Source organism: Aminobacter sp. MDW-2 (assembly GCF_014250155.1).
In the GTDB taxonomy this organism is placed as follows: domain Bacteria; phylum Pseudomonadota; class Alphaproteobacteria; order Rhizobiales; family Rhizobiaceae; genus Aminobacter; species Aminobacter ciceronei.
This window is the reverse complement of sequence record NZ_CP060197.1, coordinates 953066-975216: the sequence shown is the minus strand read 5'-3', so window position 1 is coordinate 975216 and position 22151 is coordinate 953066. Positions and strand designations below refer to the sequence as shown.

Annotated in this window: 19 protein-coding genes and 1 pseudogene; 12 read left to right on the top strand and 8 right to left on the bottom strand. The window is 62.6% G+C overall.

Annotated features, from left to right (window positions below; translation table 11 throughout):
• The first annotated feature begins 35 nt into the window (after positions 1-35).
• From ccoG to holA, 5 genes are read left to right on the top strand one after another with little or no spacing between them, the layout of a single operon-like run.
• Positions 36-1592 (top strand): cytochrome c oxidase accessory protein CcoG, encoded by a 1557-nt coding sequence (ccoG, locus tag H5P29_RS04725; protein ID WP_067955821.1) that lies wholly within the window; start codon positions 36-38, stop codon positions 1590-1592.
• Positions 1589-2086, top strand: a complete 498-nt coding sequence (locus H5P29_RS04720; protein ID WP_067955819.1) for a FixH family protein — start codon at positions 1589-1591, stop codon at positions 2084-2086. Before ccoG ends, H5P29_RS04720 begins: the two co-directional genes overlap by 4 nt.
• A complete protein-coding gene (locus H5P29_RS04715; protein WP_067955817.1) occupies positions 2083-4356 on the top strand; it encodes a cation-translocating P-type ATPase in 2274 nt (757 codons plus the stop codon). Before H5P29_RS04720 ends, H5P29_RS04715 begins: the two co-directional genes overlap by 4 nt.
• On the top strand, positions 4353-4493 hold the full coding sequence (ccoS, locus tag H5P29_RS04710) for a cbb3-type cytochrome oxidase assembly protein CcoS (protein ID WP_067955816.1): 141 nt from the start codon (positions 4353-4355) through the stop codon (positions 4491-4493). Before H5P29_RS04715 ends, ccoS begins: the two co-directional genes overlap by 4 nt.
• Before the next feature lie 52 nt (positions 4494-4545).
• The gene (gene holA, locus H5P29_RS04705) at positions 4546-5595 is read left to right on the top strand and encodes a DNA polymerase III subunit delta (RefSeq protein WP_067955814.1); all 1050 of its coding nucleotides are present in this window, start codon (positions 4546-4548) and stop codon (positions 5593-5595) included.
• Positions 5596-5725: 130 nt separating this feature from the next.
• On the opposite strand, the gene H5P29_RS04700 is transcribed toward holA, so the two are convergent.
• The 5 genes from H5P29_RS04700 to mnmE form a co-directional block, all read right to left on the bottom strand.
• Complete coding sequence (locus H5P29_RS04700) at positions 5726-6607, bottom strand: ParB/RepB/Spo0J family partition protein (RefSeq protein ID WP_154387418.1); 882 nt, start codon at positions 6605-6607, stop codon at positions 5726-5728.
• Positions 6608-6640: 33 nt separating this feature from the next.
• On the bottom strand, positions 6641-7438 hold the full coding sequence (locus tag H5P29_RS04695) for a ParA family protein (RefSeq protein WP_067955810.1): 798 nt from the start codon (positions 7436-7438) through the stop codon (positions 6641-6643).
• 39 nt (positions 7439-7477) lie between these two features.
• Positions 7478-8110, bottom strand: coding sequence for a 16S rRNA (guanine(527)-N(7))-methyltransferase RsmG (rsmG, locus tag H5P29_RS04690; protein ID WP_067955809.1), 633 nt, complete (start codon positions 8108-8110; stop codon positions 7478-7480).
• Positions 8107-9981: a tRNA uridine-5-carboxymethylaminomethyl(34) synthesis enzyme MnmG gene (gene mnmG / locus H5P29_RS04685; RefSeq protein ID WP_067955806.1), complete on the bottom strand. Its 1875-nt coding sequence runs from the start codon at positions 9979-9981 to the stop codon at positions 8107-8109. The genes rsmG and mnmG overlap by 4 nt, the downstream gene beginning before the upstream one ends.
• A gap of 169 nt (positions 9982-10150) precedes the next feature.
• Positions 10151-11470: a tRNA uridine-5-carboxymethylaminomethyl(34) synthesis GTPase MnmE gene (gene mnmE / locus H5P29_RS04680; protein ID WP_067955804.1), complete on the bottom strand. Its 1320-nt coding sequence runs from the start codon at positions 11468-11470 to the stop codon at positions 10151-10153.
• Between the two features lie 61 nt (positions 11471-11531).
• On the opposite strand from mnmE, the gene H5P29_RS04675 reads away from it, so the two are divergent.
• A complete protein-coding gene (locus H5P29_RS04675) occupies positions 11532-13550 on the top strand; it encodes a thioredoxin domain-containing protein (protein WP_154387419.1) in 2019 nt (672 codons plus the stop codon).
• Between the two features lie 96 nt (positions 13551-13646).
• On the opposite strand, the gene rho is transcribed toward H5P29_RS04675, so the two are convergent.
• The 3 genes from rho to hemE form a co-directional block, all read right to left on the bottom strand.
• On the bottom strand, positions 13647-14912 hold the full coding sequence (gene rho, locus H5P29_RS04670) for a transcription termination factor Rho (RefSeq protein WP_018430513.1): 1266 nt from the start codon (positions 14910-14912) through the stop codon (positions 13647-13649).
• Between the two features lie 161 nt (positions 14913-15073).
• A complete protein-coding gene (hemJ, locus tag H5P29_RS04665) occupies positions 15074-15613 on the bottom strand; it encodes a protoporphyrinogen oxidase HemJ (protein WP_067955800.1) in 540 nt (179 codons plus the stop codon).
• Positions 15610-16644, bottom strand: coding sequence for a uroporphyrinogen decarboxylase (gene hemE / locus H5P29_RS04660; RefSeq protein ID WP_067955799.1), 1035 nt, complete (start codon positions 16642-16644; stop codon positions 15610-15612). Before hemE ends, hemJ begins: the two co-directional genes overlap by 4 nt.
• 400 nt (positions 16645-17044) lie before the next feature.
• Between hemE and H5P29_RS04655 the strand changes: the two genes are divergently transcribed.
• The 6 genes and pseudogenes from H5P29_RS04655 to H5P29_RS04630 all read left to right on the top strand — a co-directional run bounded on the left by H5P29_RS04655 (position 17045) and on the right by H5P29_RS04630 (position 22149).
• Complete coding sequence (locus tag H5P29_RS04655; RefSeq protein ID WP_067955797.1) at positions 17045-17866, top strand: pyruvate, water dikinase regulatory protein; 822 nt, start codon at positions 17045-17047, stop codon at positions 17864-17866.
• Positions 17867-17918: 52 nt separating this feature from the next.
• The gene (locus H5P29_RS04650; RefSeq protein WP_185910248.1) at positions 17919-18518 is read left to right on the top strand and encodes a Maf-like protein; all 600 of its coding nucleotides are present in this window, start codon (positions 17919-17921) and stop codon (positions 18516-18518) included.
• The gene (locus H5P29_RS04645; RefSeq protein ID WP_067955793.1) at positions 18511-19350 is read left to right on the top strand and encodes a shikimate dehydrogenase; all 840 of its coding nucleotides are present in this window, start codon (positions 18511-18513) and stop codon (positions 19348-19350) included. Before H5P29_RS04650 ends, H5P29_RS04645 begins: the two co-directional genes overlap by 8 nt.
• Positions 19347-19937, top strand: coding sequence for a dephospho-CoA kinase (gene coaE / locus H5P29_RS04640; RefSeq protein WP_067955792.1), 591 nt, complete (start codon positions 19347-19349; stop codon positions 19935-19937). The genes H5P29_RS04645 and coaE overlap by 4 nt, the downstream gene beginning before the upstream one ends.
• A 70-nt stretch (positions 19938-20007) precedes the next feature.
• Positions 20008-20721: a DNA polymerase III subunit epsilon gene (gene dnaQ, locus H5P29_RS04635; RefSeq protein ID WP_067965894.1), complete on the top strand. Its 714-nt coding sequence runs from the start codon at positions 20008-20010 to the stop codon at positions 20719-20721.
• A gap of 74 nt (positions 20722-20795) precedes the next feature.
• A pseudogene (locus tag H5P29_RS04630) lies at positions 20796-22149 on the top strand (IS3 family transposase).
• Positions 22150-22151: the final 2 nt, after the last annotated feature.

The following is a 22151-nucleotide window of genomic DNA, read 5'->3' as shown; positions in this document are numbered from 1 at the left end:
CGAAGCAATGGCTTGGCGTCCAGCAGGAGACGAGAATGCTCGACGAGAGGCAGGTGGAGAGGCTCGAGGTTACGGCGGTCAACTCCGCCAAAACCCGCCAACCACTCTACACCGCACGCCAGAAGGTGTTTCCCAAGCGGGCCTCGGGCCGGTTCCGCCAGTTCAAGTGGCTGGTGATGCTGGTCACCCTCGGCATCTATTATCTGACGCCGTGGCTGCGCTGGGATCGTGGTCCCTTCGCGCCTGACCAGGCCGTGCTGCTCGACATCGCCAACCGACGCTTCTACTTCTTCTTCATCGAAATCTGGCCGCAGGAATTCTTCTATGTCGCCGGCCTGCTGGTCATGGCCGGAATCGGGCTGTTCCTCGTCACCTCTACCGTCGGCCGCGCCTGGTGCGGCTACACCTGCCCGCAGACCGTCTGGGTCGACCTGTTCCTCGTCGTCGAGCGCGGCATCGAGGGCGACCGCAATGCCCGCATCAAGCTCGACAGCGCGCCATGGTCGTTTGCCAAGATCTGGAAGCGCATGACCAAGCATGCGATCTGGCTGGTCATCGCGGTGGCCACCGGCGGCGCCTGGATCTTCTACTTCGCCGACGCCCCGACCCTGCTCGGCCAGTTCATCACCGGCGAGGCCGAAGCCGTCGCCTACATTACTGTCGCCATCCTGACCGCCACGACCTATGCCTTCGGCGGCCTGATGCGCGAGCAGGTCTGCACCTATATGTGCCCGTGGCCACGCATCCAGGCGGCGATGCTCGACGAGAACTCGCTGACCGTCACCTACAATGACTGGCGCGGCGAGCCGCGCTCGCGCCACGCCAAGAAGGCGGCCGCCGAGGGGTTTTCGGTCGGCGACTGCGTCGATTGCAATGCCTGTGTCGCGGTCTGCCCGATGGGCATCGACATTCGCGACGGCCAGCAGCTCGAATGCATCACTTGCGCACTCTGCATCGATGCCTGCGACGGTGTCATGGACAAGATCGGCAAGGAGCGCGGCCTCATTTCCTACGCCACGCTTGCCGACTACCAGTCCAACATGACAATCGCCATTGACCCCGCCACGAGAGCCATCGATCCCGCTCGTGTGCGCGATGCCGACGGCAAGCTCGACAAGGGCATTTCGCATTTCCACATCCGCCGGCTCTTCCGGCCGCGCACCTTCGTCTATGCCGGCGCGTGGGGCCTCGTCGGCCTTGGCCTGTTGATCGCGCTGCTTAGCCGCGACCGGCTCGACATCAACGTGCTGCAGGACCGCAACCCGCAATATGTCGTCCTGTCCAACGGCTCGATCCGCAACGGCTACACGGTCAAGCTGCTCAACATGGTGCCCGAGCCGCGCAGCTTCGAGCTCAGCATCGAGGGCCTCCCCGGTGCGGTCATGAGCGTGGTCGGCATCGACCAGCAGGAGACGCGCTCGATCACCATCGAGGCCGAGCCGGACAAGCTCAAGACCGTCAGGGTCTATGTCCGCCAGCCGCGCGACCAACTCAGCCAGGGACAGGGCTTCTCGTTCGTCGTCGCCGACAGGGCGGGCGCCGAACGAGATGTCTACGCCGCAAAGTTCAACGTTCCGGAGACCTTGAGATGAGCACGCGCGCCATTCAGCCGAGAGCATTCACCGGACGGCATATGCTGGCCATCATGGTTGCCTTTTTCGGTGTCATCATAGCAGTCAATCTGCTCATGGCGAACTTTGCCAGGACGAGCTGGACCGGGCTCGTCGTCCAGAACACCTATGTCGCCAGCCAGCAGTTCAACGAGCGCGTGGCCGAGCAGCGTGCTCAGGCAGCGCTGGGCTGGAAGGGCAAGCTCACCATCGTCAATGGCGAGATCCACTACAGCTTGACCGATGCCGCCGGCGCCCCGGTCGCGATCGACAGCGTGACCGCTTCCTTCCGCCGTCCGGCCTATGAAGCCGAAGACTGGCAGGTGTCCTTGCAGCGCGAAGCGGACGGCCCGTTTTCCATCGCCACACCGCTGCGCGACGGCATCTGGATCGTCAGCACCGAAGCCTCGGTTGCGAACCGCGAGCCCTATCGCGAAGCGCGCCGGATCGTCGTTTTCGATGGAGCGGAAAGATGAATTGCTGCGGTCCAGAAGCCGAATTTGCCCTCAGCTTCAAGCCGGTTGCCGCAAGCGGACCGCCGCGCGAAGAACTGCTGCTTGCCAGTCGCGCTCTGCCAGGCAGTGCCAGGCAGGTCGAACTTTCCGTGCCAGGCGTGCATTGCGGCGCCTGCATCGCCAATATCGAGGCCACGCTCGGCAAGCTCGACGGCGTCGAGCACGCACGCGTCAACCTGTCGACGAAGCGTGTTTCCGTGCGCTGGCGCGAGGACGCAGGCGTTCCCGCCATCTCGGAAGCCCTGGCGCGACTCGGCTACGAAAGCCATCTGTTCGAGCAAGGGGCCGATGACAAGGACGAGACGCTGGCCGAACTCATCCGCGGGCTCGGCATTGCCGGCTTCGCCGCCGGCAACATCATGCTGCTGTCCGTGTCCGTCTGGTCCGGCGCGACGGATGCCACGCGCGACCTGTTCCATTGGATCTCCGCGCTGATCGCCCTGCCCGCGCTCGCCTTTTCCGGTCGCATCTTCTTCCGCTCGGCCTGGGGCGCATTGCGCAACGGCCGCACCAACATGGATGTGCCGATCTCCATCGGCATCCTGCTCGCCTTCGGCATGAGCCTCTACGATACAGCCAACAGCGGCCCGCATGCCTATTTCGACGCCTCGGCTTCGCTGCTGTTCTTTCTATTGATCGGCCGTACGCTCGACCACGTCATGCGCGAGCGCGCCCGCGTCGCCGTCAAGGGTCTCGCCCGACTTGCGGCCCGTGGCGCGACCGTGCTGCAGGCCGGCGGCGCCAACGCCTACCTTCCGGTCCAGGAGATCGAGCCGGGCATGCGGATCCTTCTCGCCGCCGGCGAGCGCGTGCCTGTCGACAGCAAGGTGATCAATGGCCGCTCGGAGCTCGACTGCGCCATCGTCTCGGGCGAAAGCGTGCCTGTTGCGGTCGAGTCAGGTGCCGCCTTGCGTGCCGGTACACTCAACCTGACTGGAGCGCTGACAATCGAGGCAACGGCCAAGGCGCGGGATTCCTTCCTCGCCGAGATGGCGCGGTTGATGGAAGCCGCCGAAAGTGGCCGCGGCGGCTATCGCCGCATTGCCGATCGCGCCGCCGCACTCTACGCGCCCGTTCTCCACCTGACCGCCTTCCTGACCTTCGTCGCCTGGATGGTCGCCGACGGAAACTGGCACCAAGCTATCACCATCGCCATCGCCGTCCTCATCATCACCTGCCCCTGTGCGCTCGGTCTCGCCGTGCCGATCGTGCAGGTTGCCGCCGCGCGACGCCTGTTCGAGAACGGCATCATGGTCAAGGACGGCGCCGCCATGGAACGTCTGGCCGAGATCGATACCGTCGTCTTCGACAAGACCGGCACGCTGACGCTTGGTAGACCGAGGCTGGTGAACGCCCACGAAATATCAGCCGAGACGCTCACTTTGGCAGCCGCGATCGCACTCCATTCGCGCCATCCGATCTCACGCGCCCTCTCCGAGACCCAGGCCGCTATGCCTGCCAAGGATTGGCACTTCGACAGCGTCGAGGAAATTCCGGGCTTCGGCCTGGAGGCGCGGCTGGGCGCGGACACCTACCGTCTGGGCCGCTCAGCCTGGGCGCTGGACGATGCCGCCTCGGCCGTTGGCACCGTCCTCTCAAAGAACGGCGCCGAACTCGCCGCCTTCGCCTTCGAGGACAGATTGCGGACCGGCGCCGTAACGGCAGTTGCAGATTTGCGCGCCAAGGGCCTCTCCGTCGAAATCCTCTCCGGCGACCGCTCGGAAGCCGTGACTGCCGTGGCCAAGGCTCTCGGTGTCGAAACCTTCTCCGCGGGCGTGCTGCCAAACGGCAAGGTGGAGCGTCTCGAGGCACTCAAGGCAGAAGGCCGCAAGGTGCTGATGGTCGGCGATGGGCTCAACGACGCGCCGGCGCTGGCCGCCGCCCATGTCTCGATCGCCCCTGCCGGTGCCGCCGACATTGGCCGCAGCGCCGCCGACTTCGTCTTCCTGCGCGAGGGCCTTTCTGCCATTCCACTGGCCTTGGCCGCCTCCTGTGAGGCCAACAAGTTGATCCGGCAGAACCTGGTGCTTGCCGTCATCTACAATGCCGTCGCTGTGCCGATCGCACTGTTGGGCTACGTCACCCCACTGGTGGCGGCCCTGGCGATGTCCGGCTCCTCGGTCATCGTGATCGCCAACGGACTGCGGCTCAGCACCGGCAAACGCAGCGCGGCAGAGGCTGCCATCAGACCGGCAAAACCCTTCCCAGCCAAGGAGATCATGGCATCATGAGCGGTCTCCTCGTCCTCCTGCCCATCGCGCTGTTTCTCGGCGCCCTTGGCCTCGCTGCCTTCCTGTGGTCGCTGCGCAGTGGCCAGTATGAAGATATGGACGGCGCTGCCGAACGCATCCTGGTCGACGACGACTAGCCTGACGACAAAATGGCTGCGACCGGACCCGGGCCTGTGCTAACAGGACGGCATGGCGCAGAAGAAAGCTCACGAAGTCGATTCCTGGCTGGCCCGGCCCGCTGCCGAAGCCGTCATCGTGCTGATCTACGGCCCCGACCGGGGCCTCGTTTCTGAGCGCGCTTCAGCCTTTGCCGCCAAGACCGGCCTGCCGCTCGATGATCCCTTCTCCGTCGTCAAGATTGACGCCGCCGATGTCGAGCGCGACAGCGGCCGTCTTGTCGATGAGGCCCGCACCGTGCCGATGTTTTCGCCGCGCCGGCTGATCTGGGTGCGCAACGCCGCTGCGCAGAAGAGCCTTGCCGACGACGTCAAGGCGCTGGCCGCCGACCCGCCGCGCGACGCCGTCATCCTGATCGAGGCGCAGGATCTCAAGAAGGGCGCGCCGTTGCGCACGATCGTCGAAGGCGCCTTTGCCGGCATGGCCCTGCCCTGCTACGCCGACGAGGCGCGCGATATCGAAAGCGTCATCGACGAGGAACTGCGCACCGCCGGCCTGAACATGGCCATGGACGCCCGCAACGCACTGCGCCGCAGCCTCGGCGGCGACCGCCTTGCGACACGCGGCGAGATCCAGAAGCTGACACTCTATGCCATGGGCAAGGGCGAGATCTCGCTCGAAGACGTCAAGGACATGACTGGCGATGTCTCGGCATTGTCGCTGGACGACGCCATCGACGCAGCCCTTGGCGGCAACATCGCCGAGTTCGACGCCGCTTTCACCAAGCAGTGCCAGACCGGCAGCCAGGCGGCACAGCTTCTCGCGACCGCAACCCGCCACCTCCAGAACATTCATCTGATGCGCGGCGAGATGGAAAATGGCGGCCGCAACGCCTCGGCGGTCGTCGCCGCGGCACGCCCCCCGGTGTTCTTCTCCCGCCGCCGGGCCGTGGAAAAGACCTTATCGAGCTGGAGCGCGGCAGCGCTGACCCGCGCATTGACACGGCTGCAATCGACAACGCTGCAGACGCGGCGCCGGCCCGACCTTGCGGTTGCGCTGGCGCGCCAGGCGATGCTCGGCATCGCCGTCGAAGGCGCCCGCCTCTCCTCCGGCCGGCGCTAAAGAACGCCGTCGCACGTCTCGTTCTAATACAGTCCGAACGAAATCGGCTGCATGCCTTTCCCGGATTTGCTGCAAACGCAAAAACGCCGGCGCGAGGCCGGCGTTTTCAGACAAGAGTCAATAGAATCAATCAGATATGTTCGCTCTTCAGGCGACGGCACAAATCGTCAAGCTGTTCCAGCGAGCGGTAGCTGATGCGCAGCTCGCCGCCTTTTTCCTTGTGCGCGATCGAGATCTTCATGCCGACGACGTCGGTGAGAAGCTTCTCCAGCGCGATCGTGTCCGGATCCTTCTCGACAGGACGCGACGGCTGCTTTTCCAGCAGTGCATCGGCCGGAAGTTGCGCCAGCGCCTCGGCCTGGCGTACCGACAGGCCCTCTTCGACGATCCGCTTGGCCAGGCCCGCCGGGTCGGCAGCCGTGATCAGTGCCCGGGCATGACCGGCCGACAGCTCGCCATTGACCAGCATGTCGCGCACAACGTCAGGCAGCTTCAGCAGCCGCAGCGTGTTGGCGACATGGCTGCGGCTCTTGCCGATGACCTGGCCGAGATCGGCCTGGGTATAGTTGTGATCGTCGATCAGCTGCTGGTAGCCCATTGCCTCTTCAATGGCATTAAGATCGGAGCGCTGGACGTTCTCGATAATGGCGAGCTCAAGCGCCGTGCGATCGTTGACGTCGCGAACGATGACCGGAATCTCGTTGACGCCGGCCCGCTGTGCTGCACGCCAGCGGCGCTCGCCGGCGATGATTTCATAGTGCCCGGCCTGCGCAGCTGGCCTGACGACGACTGGCTGGACCAGGCCGTGCTCGCGGATAGACTGCGCCAGGTCGGCAAGTTCGGCTTCGCCAAAATGGCGACGAGGGTTGCGCGGATTGGGGCTGACGAACTCGATCGGCACCCGGCCGTCGGCCGGCGCCGCCGGCTTTTCCGGGACCACCGGCTTGTCCATCTCGCCGATGAGAGCAGCAAGTCCCCGGCCAAGGCGCTTTCTGGAAAGGTCTTCGTTCATGTCTAGTCCAGCTTGTTTCGAGTCCGAATCGATTTATGCGGCCCGGAGTTTACGTTCGCGCCTGATGACTTCCGAGGCGAGCTGCAGATAGGCTTGGCTGCCCGAGCATTTCAGGTCGTAGAGGATCGCCGGCTTGCCATAGGACGGCGCTTCCGAAATGCGCACGTTGCGCGGGATCACCGTGTCGTAGACCTTTTCTCCCATATGGGCGCGCACATCCTCGACCACCTGGTTGGCCAGATTGTTGCGACCATCGAACATGGTCAGCACGATGCCCTGGATCGTCAGCTCCGGATTGATCGAGCGGCGTACCTGATCCACCGTCTCAAGCAACTGGCTCAAGCCCTCGAGCGCAAAGAACTCGCACTGCAGCGGCACCAGGACGGAATCAGCCGCGGCCATCGAATTCAGCGTCAAGAGGTTGAGCGAAGGTGGGCAATCGATCAGTACGTAACTGTAGCCGGCCGCCCGCTCAGCCGATGCCCGCAAGGCATTGCGCAGCTTCAAGACGCGATCGGGCGCCGAGGCGATTTCCATTTCGATTCCAAGCAGATCGAGCGTCGACGGAATGATCGACAGACCCGGCACTGCCGTTTCCATCGCCGCCTGTTCTATCTCCAGCTCGCCGGTCAGCACGTCATAGGACGACACGCTGCGGTCCTTGCGATCGATGCCGAGGCCCGTGCTGGCATTGCCTTGCGGATCGAGGTCGATAATGAGCACGCGCTCGCCGATGGCGGCAAGGGCGGTCGCCAGATTGATGGCGGTCGTCGTCTTGCCGACGCCGCCTTTCTGATTGGCGACTGTGATGATTCTAGGTGTGGTTTTCATGGCTCGACTGCTGTTTTCCGTCTCGTCACAGCGCGGCAGCTAGGCGCGGCGCAGGTTCCGAATCTCGAGAATGACTCCCTGGGCGTCGGTCAGGCTCTGGTGTTCTACCAGATCGAATCTCCACTGGTGAGCGCTATCTTCGATTTCCTGACGGTAATCCCGGCCTTTGTGGAAAAGCGCTGTGGTGCCCGCCTCCAACCATGGCCACGACAGCTCCAGGAGCAGCGGTAGTGGTGCCAAGGCTCGTGCACTCAATATCTCGGGCGACTTGATGAGCGCATGGACATCTTCGATGCGCTTCGAGTGCACTTTAGCCGGCAAGCTGAGCTCACCGACTACGGCCTGCAGGAAGCCGGTCTTCTTGCGATTGCTTTCCACCAGATCGATGGTCGCGCCTGGCCGTTCGGCGAGCATCGAACCGATGATCAGGCCTGGGAACCCGCCGCCCGACCCAATGTCGAGCCATTTCATTGCGGCGCCCCCAAGCTTCACGATCTGGGCGCTGTCAAGGATATGGCGCTCCCAAACGTCATTGAGCGTCGACGGCGCCACCAGATTGATGCGCTGTGCCCACTTTCGGAACACAGCCTCGAAGGCTTTCAGCTTCGCGAATGTTTCACGTGAAACGGGACCGGCCACTTCCTGCAACCGGGCATAGGCGTCATTGTTCAAGCGGCGCCCCTACGTGACTGAGCTTCTGTGTTGCGGACATGGGCCAGAATGATGGCCAGCGCCGCCGGTGTCATGCCATCGATACGCTGCGCCTCGGCCAATGAACGCGGCCGACGGACGCGCATCTTCTGCCGAAGCTCGTTGGAAAGGCCAGGAACCGACTCAAAATCAAGCGCTTCCGGGATCACCCTCTCCTCTTCCTTCAGCATCAACGCCGCGTCAGCCTTCTGGCGGTCAAGGTAGACGGCATATTTGGCTTCGGTTTCAATGGCTTCCGCCGTCTTGGCGTCAACCGACGCCAGCTCCGGCAAGATATTAACAAGTTGCATGAACTGGATATTGGGGTAAGCGAGTAGTTCGTAAAGCGACCGTTTCACACCGTCGAGATTGACCTCGATGCCATAACGGCGCGCCTCGTTGGGTGATAGCTTCAGCGATTGCGTCAGTTCGCGCGCGGCTGCTACGCGGCCCGTCATCTCGCCAAAACGCTTTTCCCGCTCGGCCGAAGCAATGCCCAGTTCCATGGCCAGGGGCGTCAAACGCTCGTCCGAATTGTCGGCCCGCAGTGAAAGCCGGAATTCCGCACGCGACGTGAACATGCGATATGGCTCGCTGATCCCGCGGCTGGTCAGATCGTCGACCATGACGCCGATATATGCCTGTGTCCTGCTCAAGATCAGCTGCTCGCTGTCGCCGGCAAACCGCGCGGCGTTAAGCCCGGCAAGCAGGCCCTGTGCACCGGCCTCTTCATAACCCGTCGTGCCATTGATCTGTCCGGCAAGGAAAAGACCGCGAATACGCCTGGTCTCGAGCGTCGGCTCCAGCTCGCGCGGATCGATGTGGTCATACTCGATCGCATATCCCGGCTGCAGCATCACTGCCCGTTCCAGTCCGGGAATCGACTTCAGAATGTCGAGCTGCACGTCCTCCGGCAACGAGGTCGAGATACCGTTCGGGTAGACTGTGTGATCGTCGAGCCCTTCCGGCTCGAGGAAGATCTGATGGCCTTCCCGGTCGCCAAACTTGACGATCTTGTCCTCGATCGACGGGCAATAGCGTGGCCCGATGCCCTCAATCGACCCGGAATACATCGCCGATCGCCCAAGATTCTCGCGAATGATGCTGTGAGTGGCGTCGGTCGTCCGCGTGATGCCGCATTCGATCTGCGGATTCCGGATCCTATCGGTGAGCAGCGAAAAAGGAACCGGTTCCTCGTCGGCCGCCTGCGTCTCGAGCGAAGTCCAGTTAATGGTGCGGCCATCGAGCCGCGGCGGGGTCCCAGTCTTCAATCGGCCAAGGCGCAAGCCCGCCCGCTTCAGCGTCTCGGACAATCCCATCGAAGCCTGTTCGTTCATCCGGCCGGCCGGGAACTTGCGTTCGCCGATGTGGATCAGCCCACGCAGGAAGGTGCCTGTCGTGAGAACCACGGCGGCACAGGAAAGCGTTTGTCCATCGCCCAGCACAACACCGGTCAGGCGGTCGCTATCTATAATAAAATCAGATACTTCTGCCTCAACGACGGTGAGGTTCGGCTGTTCAGCGATCGCCTGCTGCATGGCCAGGCGATAGAGCTTGCGATCGGCCTGGGTGCGCGGCCCGCGCACCGCTGGGCCCTTGCGGCGGTTGAGAAGGCGGAACTGAATGCCAGCGGCATCGGCGACCCGACCCATGAGGCCGTCAAGTGCGTCGATCTCGCGGACGAGATGGCCTTTGCCCAGACCGCCAATGGCGGGGTTGCACGACATCACGCCGATCGTATCGCGACGAAGGGTGACGAGCGCGGTTTTTGCACCGGCCCGTGCGGCTGCCGAGGCCGCTTCGCAGCCCGCATGGCCTCCGCCCACCACGACGACGTCGTAGCTCTCACTCATCACAGTCTCCAGGAAACATTTGGCGAGACAGATGTCCTCATCTCCGCCTCATGTCAAGAGAATCGCCGCGGTGGTGGTTTCACGTGAAACAACTTGGCCGCGCGGCAGCGAGTCAATGCCGATGTTTCACGTGAATCCTTTGATTCCACCGCTTAATGTTTCACGTGAATCACTTGCCGATGCAGAACTGCGAGAAGATCACGTCGAGCAGGTCCTCGACATCGACGGCTCCAGACAGCTTGCCGATTCGGTCGCTCGCCAGGCGCAGGTTCTCCGCCTTCAGTTCCAGCAAAGTCTCCGGCGCAGCTAACGCGGCACGCAGATACTCGCTGGCGTCGTTCAGCAGTTCCACATGGCGCAACCGCGACGGCAGCACATCGCCACGCTGGCCGATCGCCGCCGCGGCGCGCGCGCCAATCAGTTCGATCAACCCGTCAATACCTTCGCCATTCACCGTGGAAATGGCGAGGGCAAAGCTCGACCCGGCATCACCACCTTTGATGCGGTCCAGCTTGGTGCCAATCATGACTGCGGATGCATCGCCTGGCGGCGGCAGCTCGATTGGCGCCGACATATCCTGCAGGAACAACACCAGGTCGGCGGCCTTCGCTCGTTCCTTCGCGCGTTCGATACCGATGGCTTCAACCTTGCCCGCAGGTTCGCGAAGCCCGGCCGTGTCGGTGATGCGCACCTTGAGGCCGCCGATATCGAGTGTTGCCTCAACGAGGTCGCGCGTCGTGCCGGGTTCGTCGGTGACAATTGCCGCCTCACGTCGGACCAGCGCATTGAGCAGGCTCGACTTGCCCGCATTCGGCGCACCGAGGATCACGACGTCGAAACCGTCACGGATCATCTCAGCCTTGCTGTAGCCATCGACATGTCGCCCGATGTCGGCGATCAGCTGGTGGACGTCGTCCCACACCTGAGCGGAAACCGACCCTGGTACGTCCGATTCGTCGGCAAAATCCATCTCGGCCTCAATCATCGCCCGAGCGTGAATGAGCCGCTTGCGCCAAGTGAGATATAGCTCGCTTTGCGCACCGCCGGAGTTCATCATGGCAAACTGACGCTGCGCCTCAGTCTCGGAGTTGATGAGATCGGCAAGCGCTTCAGCTTCCAGAAGGTCCATCTTGCCGTTGAGGAATGCCCGCCGGGTGAATTCTCCCGCCTCGGCCTGCCTGAAACCCGGCAGCTTTCCGAGCTCCGCGAGCAGTGTTGTGACCACAGCCCGGCCGCCGTGCACATGGAATTCACCACAATCCTCCCCCGTGAAGCTATGCGGCCCGGGAAAAAACAAGGTCAGCGCCTGGTCGAGTTTCCGCCCGTCCACTGCATTCAGTGGTCCAAAATGCGCGCGACGTGGTTGCGGCAGGCTACCTGCAATCGTTTCGAGAGCGAATCGAACATGTGGACCTGAAATCCTGACGATCGCGACGCCGGACGGCAGGTGACCGCTGGACAAAGCGGCGATCGAATCGGTGAATAGCATTTGCCGGTCTCTTGGAAGCGCCCTAGGTTGACGCCTCATATCACTGTTTTGGGCTTACCACATGCTTCCGCACGAAAACCTGCTTCGAGACGAAGGTAGCCCGTACCTTCGCCAGCATGGCGACAACCCGGTGCATTGGCGCCCGTGGTCGCCCGCGGCGTTGGCAGAAGCGGTGCGGCTCGACCGGCCGATCCTGCTTTCGGTCGGTTATGCCGCCTGCCACTGGTGCCACGTCATGGCGCATGAAAGCTTCGAGAACGCCGAAGTCGCCGAAGTCATGAACAGACTCTTCGTCAACATCAAGGTCGACCGCGAGGAACGGCCGGATATCGACCAGATCTACATGGCGGCGCTCGCCAGCATGGGCGAACAAGGTGGCTGGCCACTGACGATGTTCCTGACCCCCGATGCCAAGCCCTTCTGGGGCGGGACCTATTTTCCGCGCGAGGCGAGGTATGGACGGCCGGGGTTCATCCAGGTGCTCAGTGCTGTCGACGCCGCCTGGCGCGGCAAGCGCGCCAGCATCCTGCAGAGCGCGGGTGAGCTTGCCCAACATGTCGGCAAGCGCCTCGGCGGCAGCAGCCCGCGCTCCGCGATCTCGACCGATACGGCCAGGACGTTGGCGTCCGGCATCTACGATATGCTTGACCGCGATCTGGGCGGGCTTCGCGGCGCCCCAAAGTTCCCGAATGCGCCTTTCATGCAGACCTTGTGGCTGTCCTGGCTGCGCTCCGGCAATGAGCAGCATCGTGATGCAATGACGGAAAGCATGGCGCATATGCTCGCTGGCGGCATCTACGACCATGTCGGCGGCGGGCTGGCGCGCTATTCGACCGACGCGCAATGGCTGGTGCCGCATTTCGAAAAGATGCTCTACGACAACGCCCAGCTGATACGTCAAGCGAACTGGGCCTATGCCGCCACAGGAAATGAACTGTTTCGGATACGAATCGAAGACACGGTCGACTGGCTGTTGCGCGAGATGCAACTGCCCGACGGAACCTTCGCTTCCAGCCTCGATGCCGACAGCGAGGGTGAAGAAGGGCTGTTCTACACCTGGACGGGGCAACACATAGCCGACGCGCTTGGAGATGATTCATCTATATTTTTCAAATACTTCACGATCAGTAAGCCAGACGCCTGGGAAGGCGACCCGATCATCCACCAGAACGCCGCCCAGAGTGCACAGGCCATCGAAGATCGTGCGCTGGTTTCAGGCCTGACGAAACGCCTGCTGACTAAACGAGAACAGCGCATTCGCCCCGCCCGCGATGACAAGGCGCTCACGGATTGGAACGGCTTGGCCATCGTCGCGCTGGCAGAAGCCGGGCGAAGCCTTGGAAGAAGCGACTGGGTGGCTGTCGCGGCAGGTGCTTTCGGCGCGATTCTGGCGTCAGCAACAGCTGAAGGCCGACTGCCGCATTCAAGTCTGGGCGAAAAGCGGCTCTATCCCGCGCTGTCGAGCGACTACGCGGCGATGGTCAACGCGGCCATCTCCCTGTTCGAGGCAACAAGGGATGCGCGATATCTCGAGCACGGTGCTCGTTTCGTGAACATGCTCGATAACTGGCACGCGGATGCCGACAGAACCGGGCACTATCTTACCGCATCCGACAGCGCCGACGTGCCGATGCGCATTCGCGGCGACATCGACGAAGCCATTCCTTCGGCAACCAGCCAGATCATCGAGGCTGTTGTGCGCCTGGCCAACATCACGGGCGACATTGAACTGCAGCGACGCGCCTGGACAATCGCCGAACACGCCGCCGGCCGCATCCAGAGCCAGCAATATGGCCAGGCCGGAATCGTGAACGCCTGTATCCTGGCAATTGAACCATCAAAGCTGATTGTCGTCGAGGATCCAGAGCGGCCAGCGCTCGTTTCGGTAGCGAATCGGAATCCGGATCCGCGCCGCGTCGACATCTTCCTGGCTCTCGGTGAGGACACGGCGCGGGCGAAACTGCCGGGCGACATCCTTCCCGATACGAAAAAGGCCGGCGCATATCTCTGCACCGGCCTCATCTGTCTGCCCGTGATCAGCGATCCGGCGAAGCTTGAAGACGCGCTTCGTCGTCGCTGACCGATCGGAGCGCCGTGCGTCGCCGCACAAGAGGCGCTCCAAACCTGAGTTTCCGCATCTGTCCCGAAGATCGCTTACGATTTTCGGGCTGACGCGTCAGGTATTCATCGAATCGAAGAAATCGGCATTGGTCTTGGTCTGCTTGAGCTTGTCGATGAGGAACTCGATTGCATCGGTCGTTCCCATCGGTGCCAGAATGCGGCGCAGCACGAAAATCTTCTGCAGATCCTGACGCTGGACCAACAGGTCCTCCTTGCGCGTGCCCGACTTGAGGATGTCCATCGCCGGATAGATACGCTTGTCGGCGACCTTGCGGTCGAGCACGATTTCCGAGTTGCCGGTACCCTTGAACTCTTCGAAGATGACTTCGTCCATGCGGCTGCCGGTATCGATCAGCGCGGTGGCGATGATGGTCAGCGAACCACCCTCTTCAATGTTACGGGCGGCACCGAAGAAGCGCTTCGGCCGCTGCAGCGCGTTGGCGTCGACACCACCGGTCAGAACCTTGCCGGATGACGGCACGACGGTGTTGTAGGCGCGGCCGAGACGGGTGATCGAATCGAGCAGGATGACGACGTCGCGGCCATGTTCGACAAGGCGCTTGGCCTTCTCGATGACCATTTCGGCGACCTGGACGTGACGGACAGCCGGTTCGTCGAAGGTCGAGGACACGACCTCGCCCTTCACCGAGCGCTGCATGTCGGTCACTTCTTCCGGACGCTCGTCGATCAGAAGCACGATCAGATAGCATTCGGGATGATTGGTGGTGATCGAGTGCGCAATGTTCTGCAGCAGCACGGTCTTGCCGGTACGCGGCTGCGCCACGATCAGGGCGCGCTGACCCTTGCCGAGTGGCGCCACCAGGTCGATGACGCGGGGCGAAATGTCCTTGGTGGTCGGGTTTTCGACTTCCATCTTGAGCCGCGAGGTCGGGTACAGCGGCGTCAGATTGTCGAAATGAATCTTGTGACGGATCTTTTCGGGATCGTCGAAATTGATGGTGTTGACCTTGAGCAGCGCGAAATAACGCTCGCCTTCCTTGGGGCTGCGGATCGGGCCTTCGACCGTATCGCCGGTCTTCAGCGAGAAGCGGCGGATCTGCGAGGGCGAGATGTAGATATCGTCCGGACCCGGAAGGTAATTGGCGTTGGCCGACCGCAGGAAGCCGAAGCCGTCCTGGAGCACCTCGACGACGCCGTCGCCAATGATCTCGATGTCCTGCGCCGCCAACTTCTTGAGGATCGCGAACATCAGCTCCTGCTTGCGCATGACGCTGGCATTTTCGACTTCAAGCGACTCAGCGAACGCGATCAGGTCGGTCGGCTTCTTGTTCTTGAAATCCTGTAGTTTCATTTCCTGCATGGACGGACTCTGAGCGTGGGGAGGTTGGCTATCGGCATTTTGCGATAAGCGCCGGGCGCGGCCAGGGAATGAAAATGGGGCGGCGCATGGCGGGAAGGAAGAACAGCCTTTTAGCCCTCCCGAAACGAAAGAGCAAGGCGCAGTCCAGCAAATTTAGGAACTCAAAACGGCTTTACAACCACCAGTATGACAATGACGATCATCAGCAACGTCGGGATTTCATTGACGATGCGCCAATGCCGCGACGGCTTTTCGTTGCGGTCCTCGGCAAAGCGCCGGACCGACGCCGAGAGATAGCCGTGCACGCCCGAAAGCAGCAGCACCGCAACCAGTTTGGCGTGCAGCCAGCCACCGGCGAAGTCGAAACCCTTCCAGGCCAGCCACAGGCCGAAAACCCAGGTGACGATCATCGCCGGATTGATGATGGCGCGCAGCAGGCGGCGTTCCATCACCTTGAAGGTCTCGGATTGCACCGACCCCTTCTCCGCATCGACATGATAGACGAACAGCCGCGGCAGATAGAGCATGCCGGCCATCCACGAAATCACGGCAATGACATGGATCGCCTTGGCCCAGGTATAGAAGCTGTCAGGTGCGGCAAGGAAAAGCAAAGCCGTCAACGCAACCAGCACGATGATGGCAGCGACCGCTCGCTTGGCCGCCGTCGCACCACTCGACGGTCCGACATTCTGGCCGCTCATTGGCCTGTTGCCTTTCGCACCTGCCGCACCATCGCCTCGACATGGGCCACCGGCGTCTCGGGCGTGATGCCGTGGCCGAGATTGAAGATCAGCGGACCAGTGCCCAGCGCCTCAAGGATGGCATCCACGCCCTCTTCCAGAGCCTTGCCGCCGACAACGAGCCTGAGAGGGTCGAGATTGCCCTGTACGGCTCCCCCGGCCTGCAGGCGCTGCGCCTGGCTCAGCGGTACCGTCCAGTCGAGGCCAAGACCGGTGACGCCGGTGCGCTGCCTGTAGCTGTCGAGCTGGGCACCTGCGCCCTTCGGGAAGCCGATGATCGGAACGTCCGGATAGACGGCGCGCACCTTGCGCACGATCTCGGCCACCGGCTTGACGCAGCAGGCCTCGAAAGTCGCCTCGTCGAGCACGCCCGACCAGGAATCGAATATCTGCACGACATCGGCGCCGGCTTCGATCTGGCGAATGAGATAGGCGGCCGAATGGTCGGCGAGAACCTGCAGAAGCTGCGCCATCGCTGCCGGCTCGCGATAGGCAAACAGCCGCGCCGGCGCCTGGTCCGGCGTGCCGTGTCCGGCGATCATGTAGGTGGCGACGGTCCACGGCGCGCCACAGAAGCCGATAAGTGTCGTCTTCTCCGGCAACTCACGGCGCAGACGGCGCACGGTTTCGTAGACCGGTTCGAGATTCACGTGAAACTTTTCGCCATCGAGTGCTGCGACACCGTCCGCTGTGATCGGCGTCATCAGCGGCCCACGGCCCTCCTCGAAACGCAGGTCGCGCCCAAGCGCGTGCGGAACGACGAGAATATCGGAGAACAGGATCGAGGCATCGAAGTCGAAGCGCCGGATCGGCTGCAGAGTTACCTCGACGGCGAAGTCGGGATTGTAGCAGAGGTCCAGGAAGCTCCCGGCCCTCTTCCGGCTCTCGCGATATTCCGGGAGATAACGGCCTGCCTGGCGCATCATCCAGAGCGGTGGAACCTCCAGGCTCTCGCCTTTCAGGACTTGGAGCAGGGCGCGTTTCACGGGCATCCGGTCTGCCTTTCCTAGAGCCTTCTATAAACAAAAATTTATTCTGAAGGATTCTTCTAATTCTTAGAGTCTGTTGGAATCGAGAATTCCGACCTGTCCATAGGCAGCCTCGGATATCCACTTGTCATAGTGACGCGCGGCCGTTTTCGCCAGCGGGGAAAACTTCGGGCAGCAAGCGGATTCGTCGATTTGAATCAGGAATCTAGCCGAGCGCATCGCAGGTGCTGATTCTGTGGACAGCCGGGGACTAAAAAACTATCCCCACAATACTCCCCGTCGCTGAATCGAAACAGACAGCGGGGCGAATTGTGGACAAGTCGGCATCTGATACAGTCGCGCCGACCGCTTCGGGCCGAACTGCCCGTTTATCCACATTTGACCACAGACCCAGGCGCCCGCTGTGAACAAACCCCAGAGCTTCTTCCATCTGCACCTGATTTCCGACGCCACCGGCGAGACTCTGCTGGCGGCGGGGCGCGCGGCTTCGGCGCAGTACAAGGATGCGCGCGCGATCGAGCACATCTACCCGCTGATCCGCACCGAAAAGCAGCTGATGAAGGTGTTCGACGACATCGAGGAAGAGCCGGGCATCGTGCTCTATACAGTGGTCGACCAGCACCTCGCCGGCATCATCGACAGCCGCTGCGCCTCGATGGGCCTGCCTTGTGTCTCGGTGCTCGAACCGGTGCTGTCGGTGTTCCAGTCCTATCTTGGTGCGCCGGCCGGCCGCCGGGTCGGTGCCCAGCATGTGCTCGACGCCGAATATTTCCGCCGCATCGATGCGCTCAACTTCACCATGGAGCATGATGACGGCCAGCTGCCTGCCGACATGGAGCAGGCTGATGTCGTGCTGATCGGCATATCCAGGACGTCAAAGACCCCGACGAGCATCTATCTCGCCAATCGCGGCATCAAGACCGCCAACATCCCGATCGTCCTCGGCGTGCCGGTGCCCGACAGCCTGGTCAAGGCGGAGAAGCCGTTGGTCGTCGGCCTGATCGCCACCGCCGAGCGCATCTCGCATGTGCGCCAGAACCGAATCCTCGGCACGACGATGGCTTTTGATGCCCAGGAATATATCGACCGCGCCTCGATCACCGAGGAACTGGCTTATGCGCGCAAGATCTGCACCAAGCACAACTGGCCGATGATCGATGTCAGCCGCCGCTCGATCGAGGAAACGGCGGCCGCGATCGTTGCCCTGCGCAACAAGAGCCGCTAGGACCAAAAGCACCCAACAACGCCGCCGCGCGGTTCGTTTTCAGGCAAAGCCAGTGACCGAAAAACTCATCCTTGCTTCCGGAAGCCCCTTCCGCAAAGCCATGCTCGAAAATGCCGGCGTTCCAGTCGACGCAATCCCGGCCGACCTCGACGAACGGGCGCTGGAAGCGCCGCTGGCCGAAACCGGTGCAACGCCCGAGGAGGTCGCCCTCGTCCTGGCCGAAGCCAAAGCGGTTGCCGTCAGCGAGGAGCATCCCGGCCGGCTGGTGCTTGGCTGTGACCAGACGCTGTCGCTCGGCGACGAAGTGTTCCACAAACCTGACGACATGGAAGGCGCCCGCCGCCATCTGCTCAAGCTGTCCGGCAAGACCCATCAGCTCAACAGCGCCGTGGTGCTGGTGCGCGACGGCGAAACCTTGTGGCGTCACGTGGCGATTGCCTCGCTGACTATGCGCGCGCTCGATCCGGCCTTCATTGGCCGCCACCTCGCCCGTGTCGGCAAGAAGGCGCTGTCGAGCGTCGGCGCCTACCAGATCGAAGGCGAAGGTATCCAGCTGTTCGACAAGGTCGAGGGCGACCACTTCACCATCGTCGGCCTGCCGCTGTTGCCGGTACTCAAGGAATTGCGCCAGCTCGGGGCCATCGATGGCTGAGTTGAAGGCGTTCGTCTGCGGCCATCCGATCGCGCATTCGCGCTCGCCGAAAATCCACGGTCATTGGCTGAAGCGTTACGACATTGACGGCAGCTACACCGCTATCGATGTTGCGCCCGGGGATTTCGGAGCCTTCATCGGCGGCCTTTCCGCGGCTGGGTTGCGTGGTGGCAACGTCACCATCCCGCACAAGGAAGCTGCTTTCGCTGCGGTCCAACGCCGCGATGAGGCCGCCGAGCAGATTGGTGCGGTCAACACCGTGTGGCTGGAGGACGGGGTGCTGTGGGGCGGCAATACAGATGCCTATGGATTTGCCGCCAATCTCGACCATCTTTCGCCGGGTTGGGCTTCGACTGGCGACGTCGCCGTGGTCCTGGGCGCCGGCGGCGCTTCGCGGGCGACCATCCACGCGCTCAAGCAGCGCGGTTTCACCGACATCCGCATCGTCAACCGCACTGTGGCACGTGCGGTGGAACTTGCCGACCAGTTCGGCGATGGCATCAGTGCGCATCCGCAGGCGGCAACCGCGGAGCTGCTTGGCGATGCGTCGCTGCTGGTCAACACCACAGCGCTTGGCATGCATGGCAATGAGGGCCTGCCCGCCGACCCATCCACCCTGCCCGACCACGCCATCGTCACCGACATCGTCTATGTGCCGCTCGAAACCCCGCTGCTTGCGGCTGCCAGGGCGCGCGGACTGAAGACTGTCGACGGGCTCGGCATGCTGCTGCACCAGGCGGTCCCGGGTTTCGAGCGCTGGTTCGGCCGCCGGCCGGAAGTGACAGCCGAGCTGCGCAAACTCATCGTCGCCGACCTGGACGCCAAGACATGATCGTTCTCGGCCTGACCGGGTCCATCGGCATGGGCAAGTCTACGACGGCGAAAATGTTCGCGGACGCAGGCGTTCCGGTTCACGATTCCGACGAGGCGGTGCATCGCCTCTATGCTGGTCTGGCGGCCCCTTTGATCGAAGCTGCCTTCCCGGGCACGGTGAAGGGCGGTGTCGTCGATCGCGCCGAGCTTTCCCGCCATGTACTGGGCGACGCGGTGGCGCTGAAGAAGCTCGAGAGCATCATCCATCCGCTGGTCCGCACTGATGCCAACGCGTTCCTCGAACGCAACCGCGCCGCCGGCGCGCCGATCGCCGTCCTCGACATCCCGCTTCTGTTCGAGACCAATGGCCGGGGCCGGGTCGACAAGGTGGTGGTGGTCACAGCACCTGCCGATGTGCAGCGTAAGCGCGTGCTGGCGCGCCCTGGCATGAGCGAGCAGAAGTTCGAGGCGATCCATGCCAAGCAGGTTCCCGACGCCGAAAAGCGCAAGCTTGCCGACTACATCGTCGACACCGGCAACGGCCTGGAGCCGGCGCGGGCCGCGGTTCAGGCCATCATCGCCGAATTGACGGTGGGAAAGCCCTAGACAGGCCAATCGCCGCACTTGTTCGCCGGCTGCCCGGGAGGGCATGCTGTCGGCCAAGGAGAATCAGCTGTTGCGCGAGATCATTTTCGATACCGAAACCACCGGCCTCGACAACCGCGAGGACCGTGTGATCGAAATCGGCGCGATCGAGATGATCAATCGCTTCCCGACCGGCAACACCTTCCACAAATACATCAACCCGCAGGGGCGCCAGGTCCACCCCGACGCGCAGGACGTGCACGGCATCTCCAACGCCGATCTCGAAGGCAAACCGACCTTCCCCGAGATCATCGACGAATTTCTAGAGTTCATCGATGGCGCCAAGCTCGTCGCCCATAACGGCACCTTCGATCTCGGTTTCATCAATGCCGAATTCGCCCGGCTCGAGCAGCCGGCAATCCAAGCCGACCGCCTGATCGATACGCTGGCGCTGGCCCGCCGCAAGCACCCGATGGGCCCGAATTCGCTCGACGCATTGTGCCGGCGCTACGGCATCGACAACAGCCGCCGCACCAAGCACGGCGCTTTGCTCGACTCCGAACTGCTGGCCGAAGTCTACATCGAACTGATCGGCGGCAAGCAGTCGGCGCTGGTGCTGGAGAGTTTTTCGTCAGGCAATGGCGGCGGCAACACCCGGCAGATCGAGATCGTCGTCGCCATGCGCCCCGAGCCGTTGCCGCCGCGCCTGACCGAGGCCGAACTCGCCGCCCACGCCAAGCTCGTCGGCGGCCTTGGCGAAAAGGCCCTTTGGGCCAAGCTGCTGGCGCCCGCCGAACCGAGCTGAACCCCCCACGACAAAAAAGCCCGGCGCTGATGAACTGACCCCCGAAAGTTGGACACAACCTTCGGGGGGTTTGCATGTCCAAACACAGTGCGCGTTTCAAGCGCTCGGTTGTCGATAGCTATTTGTGCGGGGATGAAAGCTACGCGAGTGCGGCGTCGAAGCGTGGAGTTGACGCGGCGACTGTCCGCAAGTGGGTGGCTTTGTACCAGGCGCATGGCTGGGCGGGACTGTCGGGCAAATACGATCATTACGACGCGACGTTCAAGCTGTCAGTGCTCGAGCGGATGTGGCGAGAAGGTCTGTCGTATCGCCAGACGGCGGCGTTGTTCAATATCCGCAATGCCAGTTGCCTGGCGGGCTGGGAGAAGCGCTATCATGCGGGTGGGATAGAGGCACTCGGCCCACGTCCCGGAGGACGCCCCATGTCGAAGCCGCCGGCCCCCGCAGTGCCTGTTGCACCCAGTGACGAAGCCAAAAGCCGGGAAGAACTGCTGGCCGAGCTGAAGCAACTGCGGATGGAGAACGCCTACCTAAAAAAACTGGAGGCCTTAACGCAGGGACACGCGCCCAAAAAGCACAAGCCGTCCAGGCGTTAAGGCCGTTGCATCCGCTTGAGGGCCTGCTCGATCTGGCGAAGCTGCCGCGCAGCACGTTCTATTACAGGCAAAAGGCAGCCTCGCGCCCGGACCGCCATGTGGCGCTGAAGGAGGCGATCAAGGCCATCTTCGACAGCCACAAGGGCCGCTACGGCTATCGCCGGGTGACTGCGCAACTGCGCCAGTCGGGTCAAGGCGTCAACCACAAGACCGTCCAGAGCCTGATGGCCGGGATGGGTTTGAAGTCGCTGGTCAGGCCGAAGAAGTATCGTTCCTACAGGGGCGAGGTTGGGCGGACCGCTCCCGATCTGTTGCAGCGCAAGTTCAGCGCCGACCGCGCCAACTGCAAATGGGTACCGACGTGACGGAGTTCAGCGTGGCCGGCGACAAGCTCTACCTGTCTCCCATCATGGACCTCTACAATGGCGAGATCGTCGCCTTCGAGACGGCGCGCCGCTCGCGCTTCAAACTGGTGGACAATATGCTGACAAAAGCCTTCGCCCGGCTCAATGAGGACGAACGGCCGACCCTGCATTCCGATCAGGGATGGCAGTACCAGATGTCGGCATTCCAGCGCAGGCTGGAAACCAGAGGCCTTGCACAAAGCATGTCACGCAAAGGCAATTGCCTCGACAACGCACCGATGGAGAGCTTCTTCGCCACGCTCAAGTCCGAGCTCTTCCACCCGGAAAGGTTCGAAACTGTCCAAAGCCTCGATAAGGCCATCGAGCGCTACATCGACTATTACAACCACCGCCGCATCAAACTGAAACTGAAAGGGCTGGCCCCTGTGCAATACAGGACCCAGCCCTTAAATCTACCAGCTCAATGAAC

Bases quoted from the DNA above. Each gene is read 5' to 3' on its own strand.
- mnmG (WP_067955806.1), bottom strand. From the start codon at position 9,981: ATGAGTGAGAGCTACGACGTCGTCGTGGTGGGCGGAGGCCATGCGGGC.
- H5P29_RS04720 (WP_067955819.1), top strand. From the start codon at position 1,589: ATGAGCACGCGCGCCATTCAGCCGAGAGCATTCACCGGACGGCATATG.
- H5P29_RS04675 (WP_154387419.1), top strand. From the start codon at position 11,532: ATGCTTCCGCACGAAAACCTGCTTCGAGACGAAGGTAGCCCGTACCTT.
- mnmE (WP_067955804.1), bottom strand. From the start codon at position 11,470: ATGCTATTCACCGATTCGATCGCCGCTTTGTCCAGCGGTCACCTGCCG.
- H5P29_RS04645 (WP_067955793.1), top strand. From the start codon at position 18,511: ATGGCTGAGTTGAAGGCGTTCGTCTGCGGCCATCCGATCGCGCATTCG.
- hemE (WP_067955799.1), bottom strand. From the start codon at position 16,644: ATGCCCGTGAAACGCGCCCTGCTCCAAGTCCTGAAAGGCGAGAGCCTG.
- ccoG (WP_067955821.1), top strand. From the start codon at position 36: ATGCTCGACGAGAGGCAGGTGGAGAGGCTCGAGGTTACGGCGGTCAAC.
- hemJ (WP_067955800.1), bottom strand. From the start codon at position 15,613: ATGAGCGGCCAGAATGTCGGACCGTCGAGTGGTGCGACGGCGGCCAAG.
- holA (WP_067955814.1), top strand. From the start codon at position 4,546: ATGGCGCAGAAGAAAGCTCACGAAGTCGATTCCTGGCTGGCCCGGCCC.
- H5P29_RS04715 (WP_067955817.1), top strand. From the start codon at position 2,083: ATGAATTGCTGCGGTCCAGAAGCCGAATTTGCCCTCAGCTTCAAGCCG.
- H5P29_RS04700 (WP_154387418.1), bottom strand. From the start codon at position 6,607: ATGAACGAAGACCTTTCCAGAAAGCGCCTTGGCCGGGGACTTGCTGCT.
- ccoS (WP_067955816.1), top strand. From the start codon at position 4,353: ATGAGCGGTCTCCTCGTCCTCCTGCCCATCGCGCTGTTTCTCGGCGCC.
- coaE (WP_067955792.1), top strand. From the start codon at position 19,347: ATGATCGTTCTCGGCCTGACCGGGTCCATCGGCATGGGCAAGTCTACG.
- rho (WP_018430513.1), bottom strand. From the start codon at position 14,912: ATGCAGGAAATGAAACTACAGGATTTCAAGAACAAGAAGCCGACCGAC.
- H5P29_RS04695 (WP_067955810.1), bottom strand. From the start codon at position 7,438: ATGAAAACCACACCTAGAATCATCACAGTCGCCAATCAGAAAGGCGGC.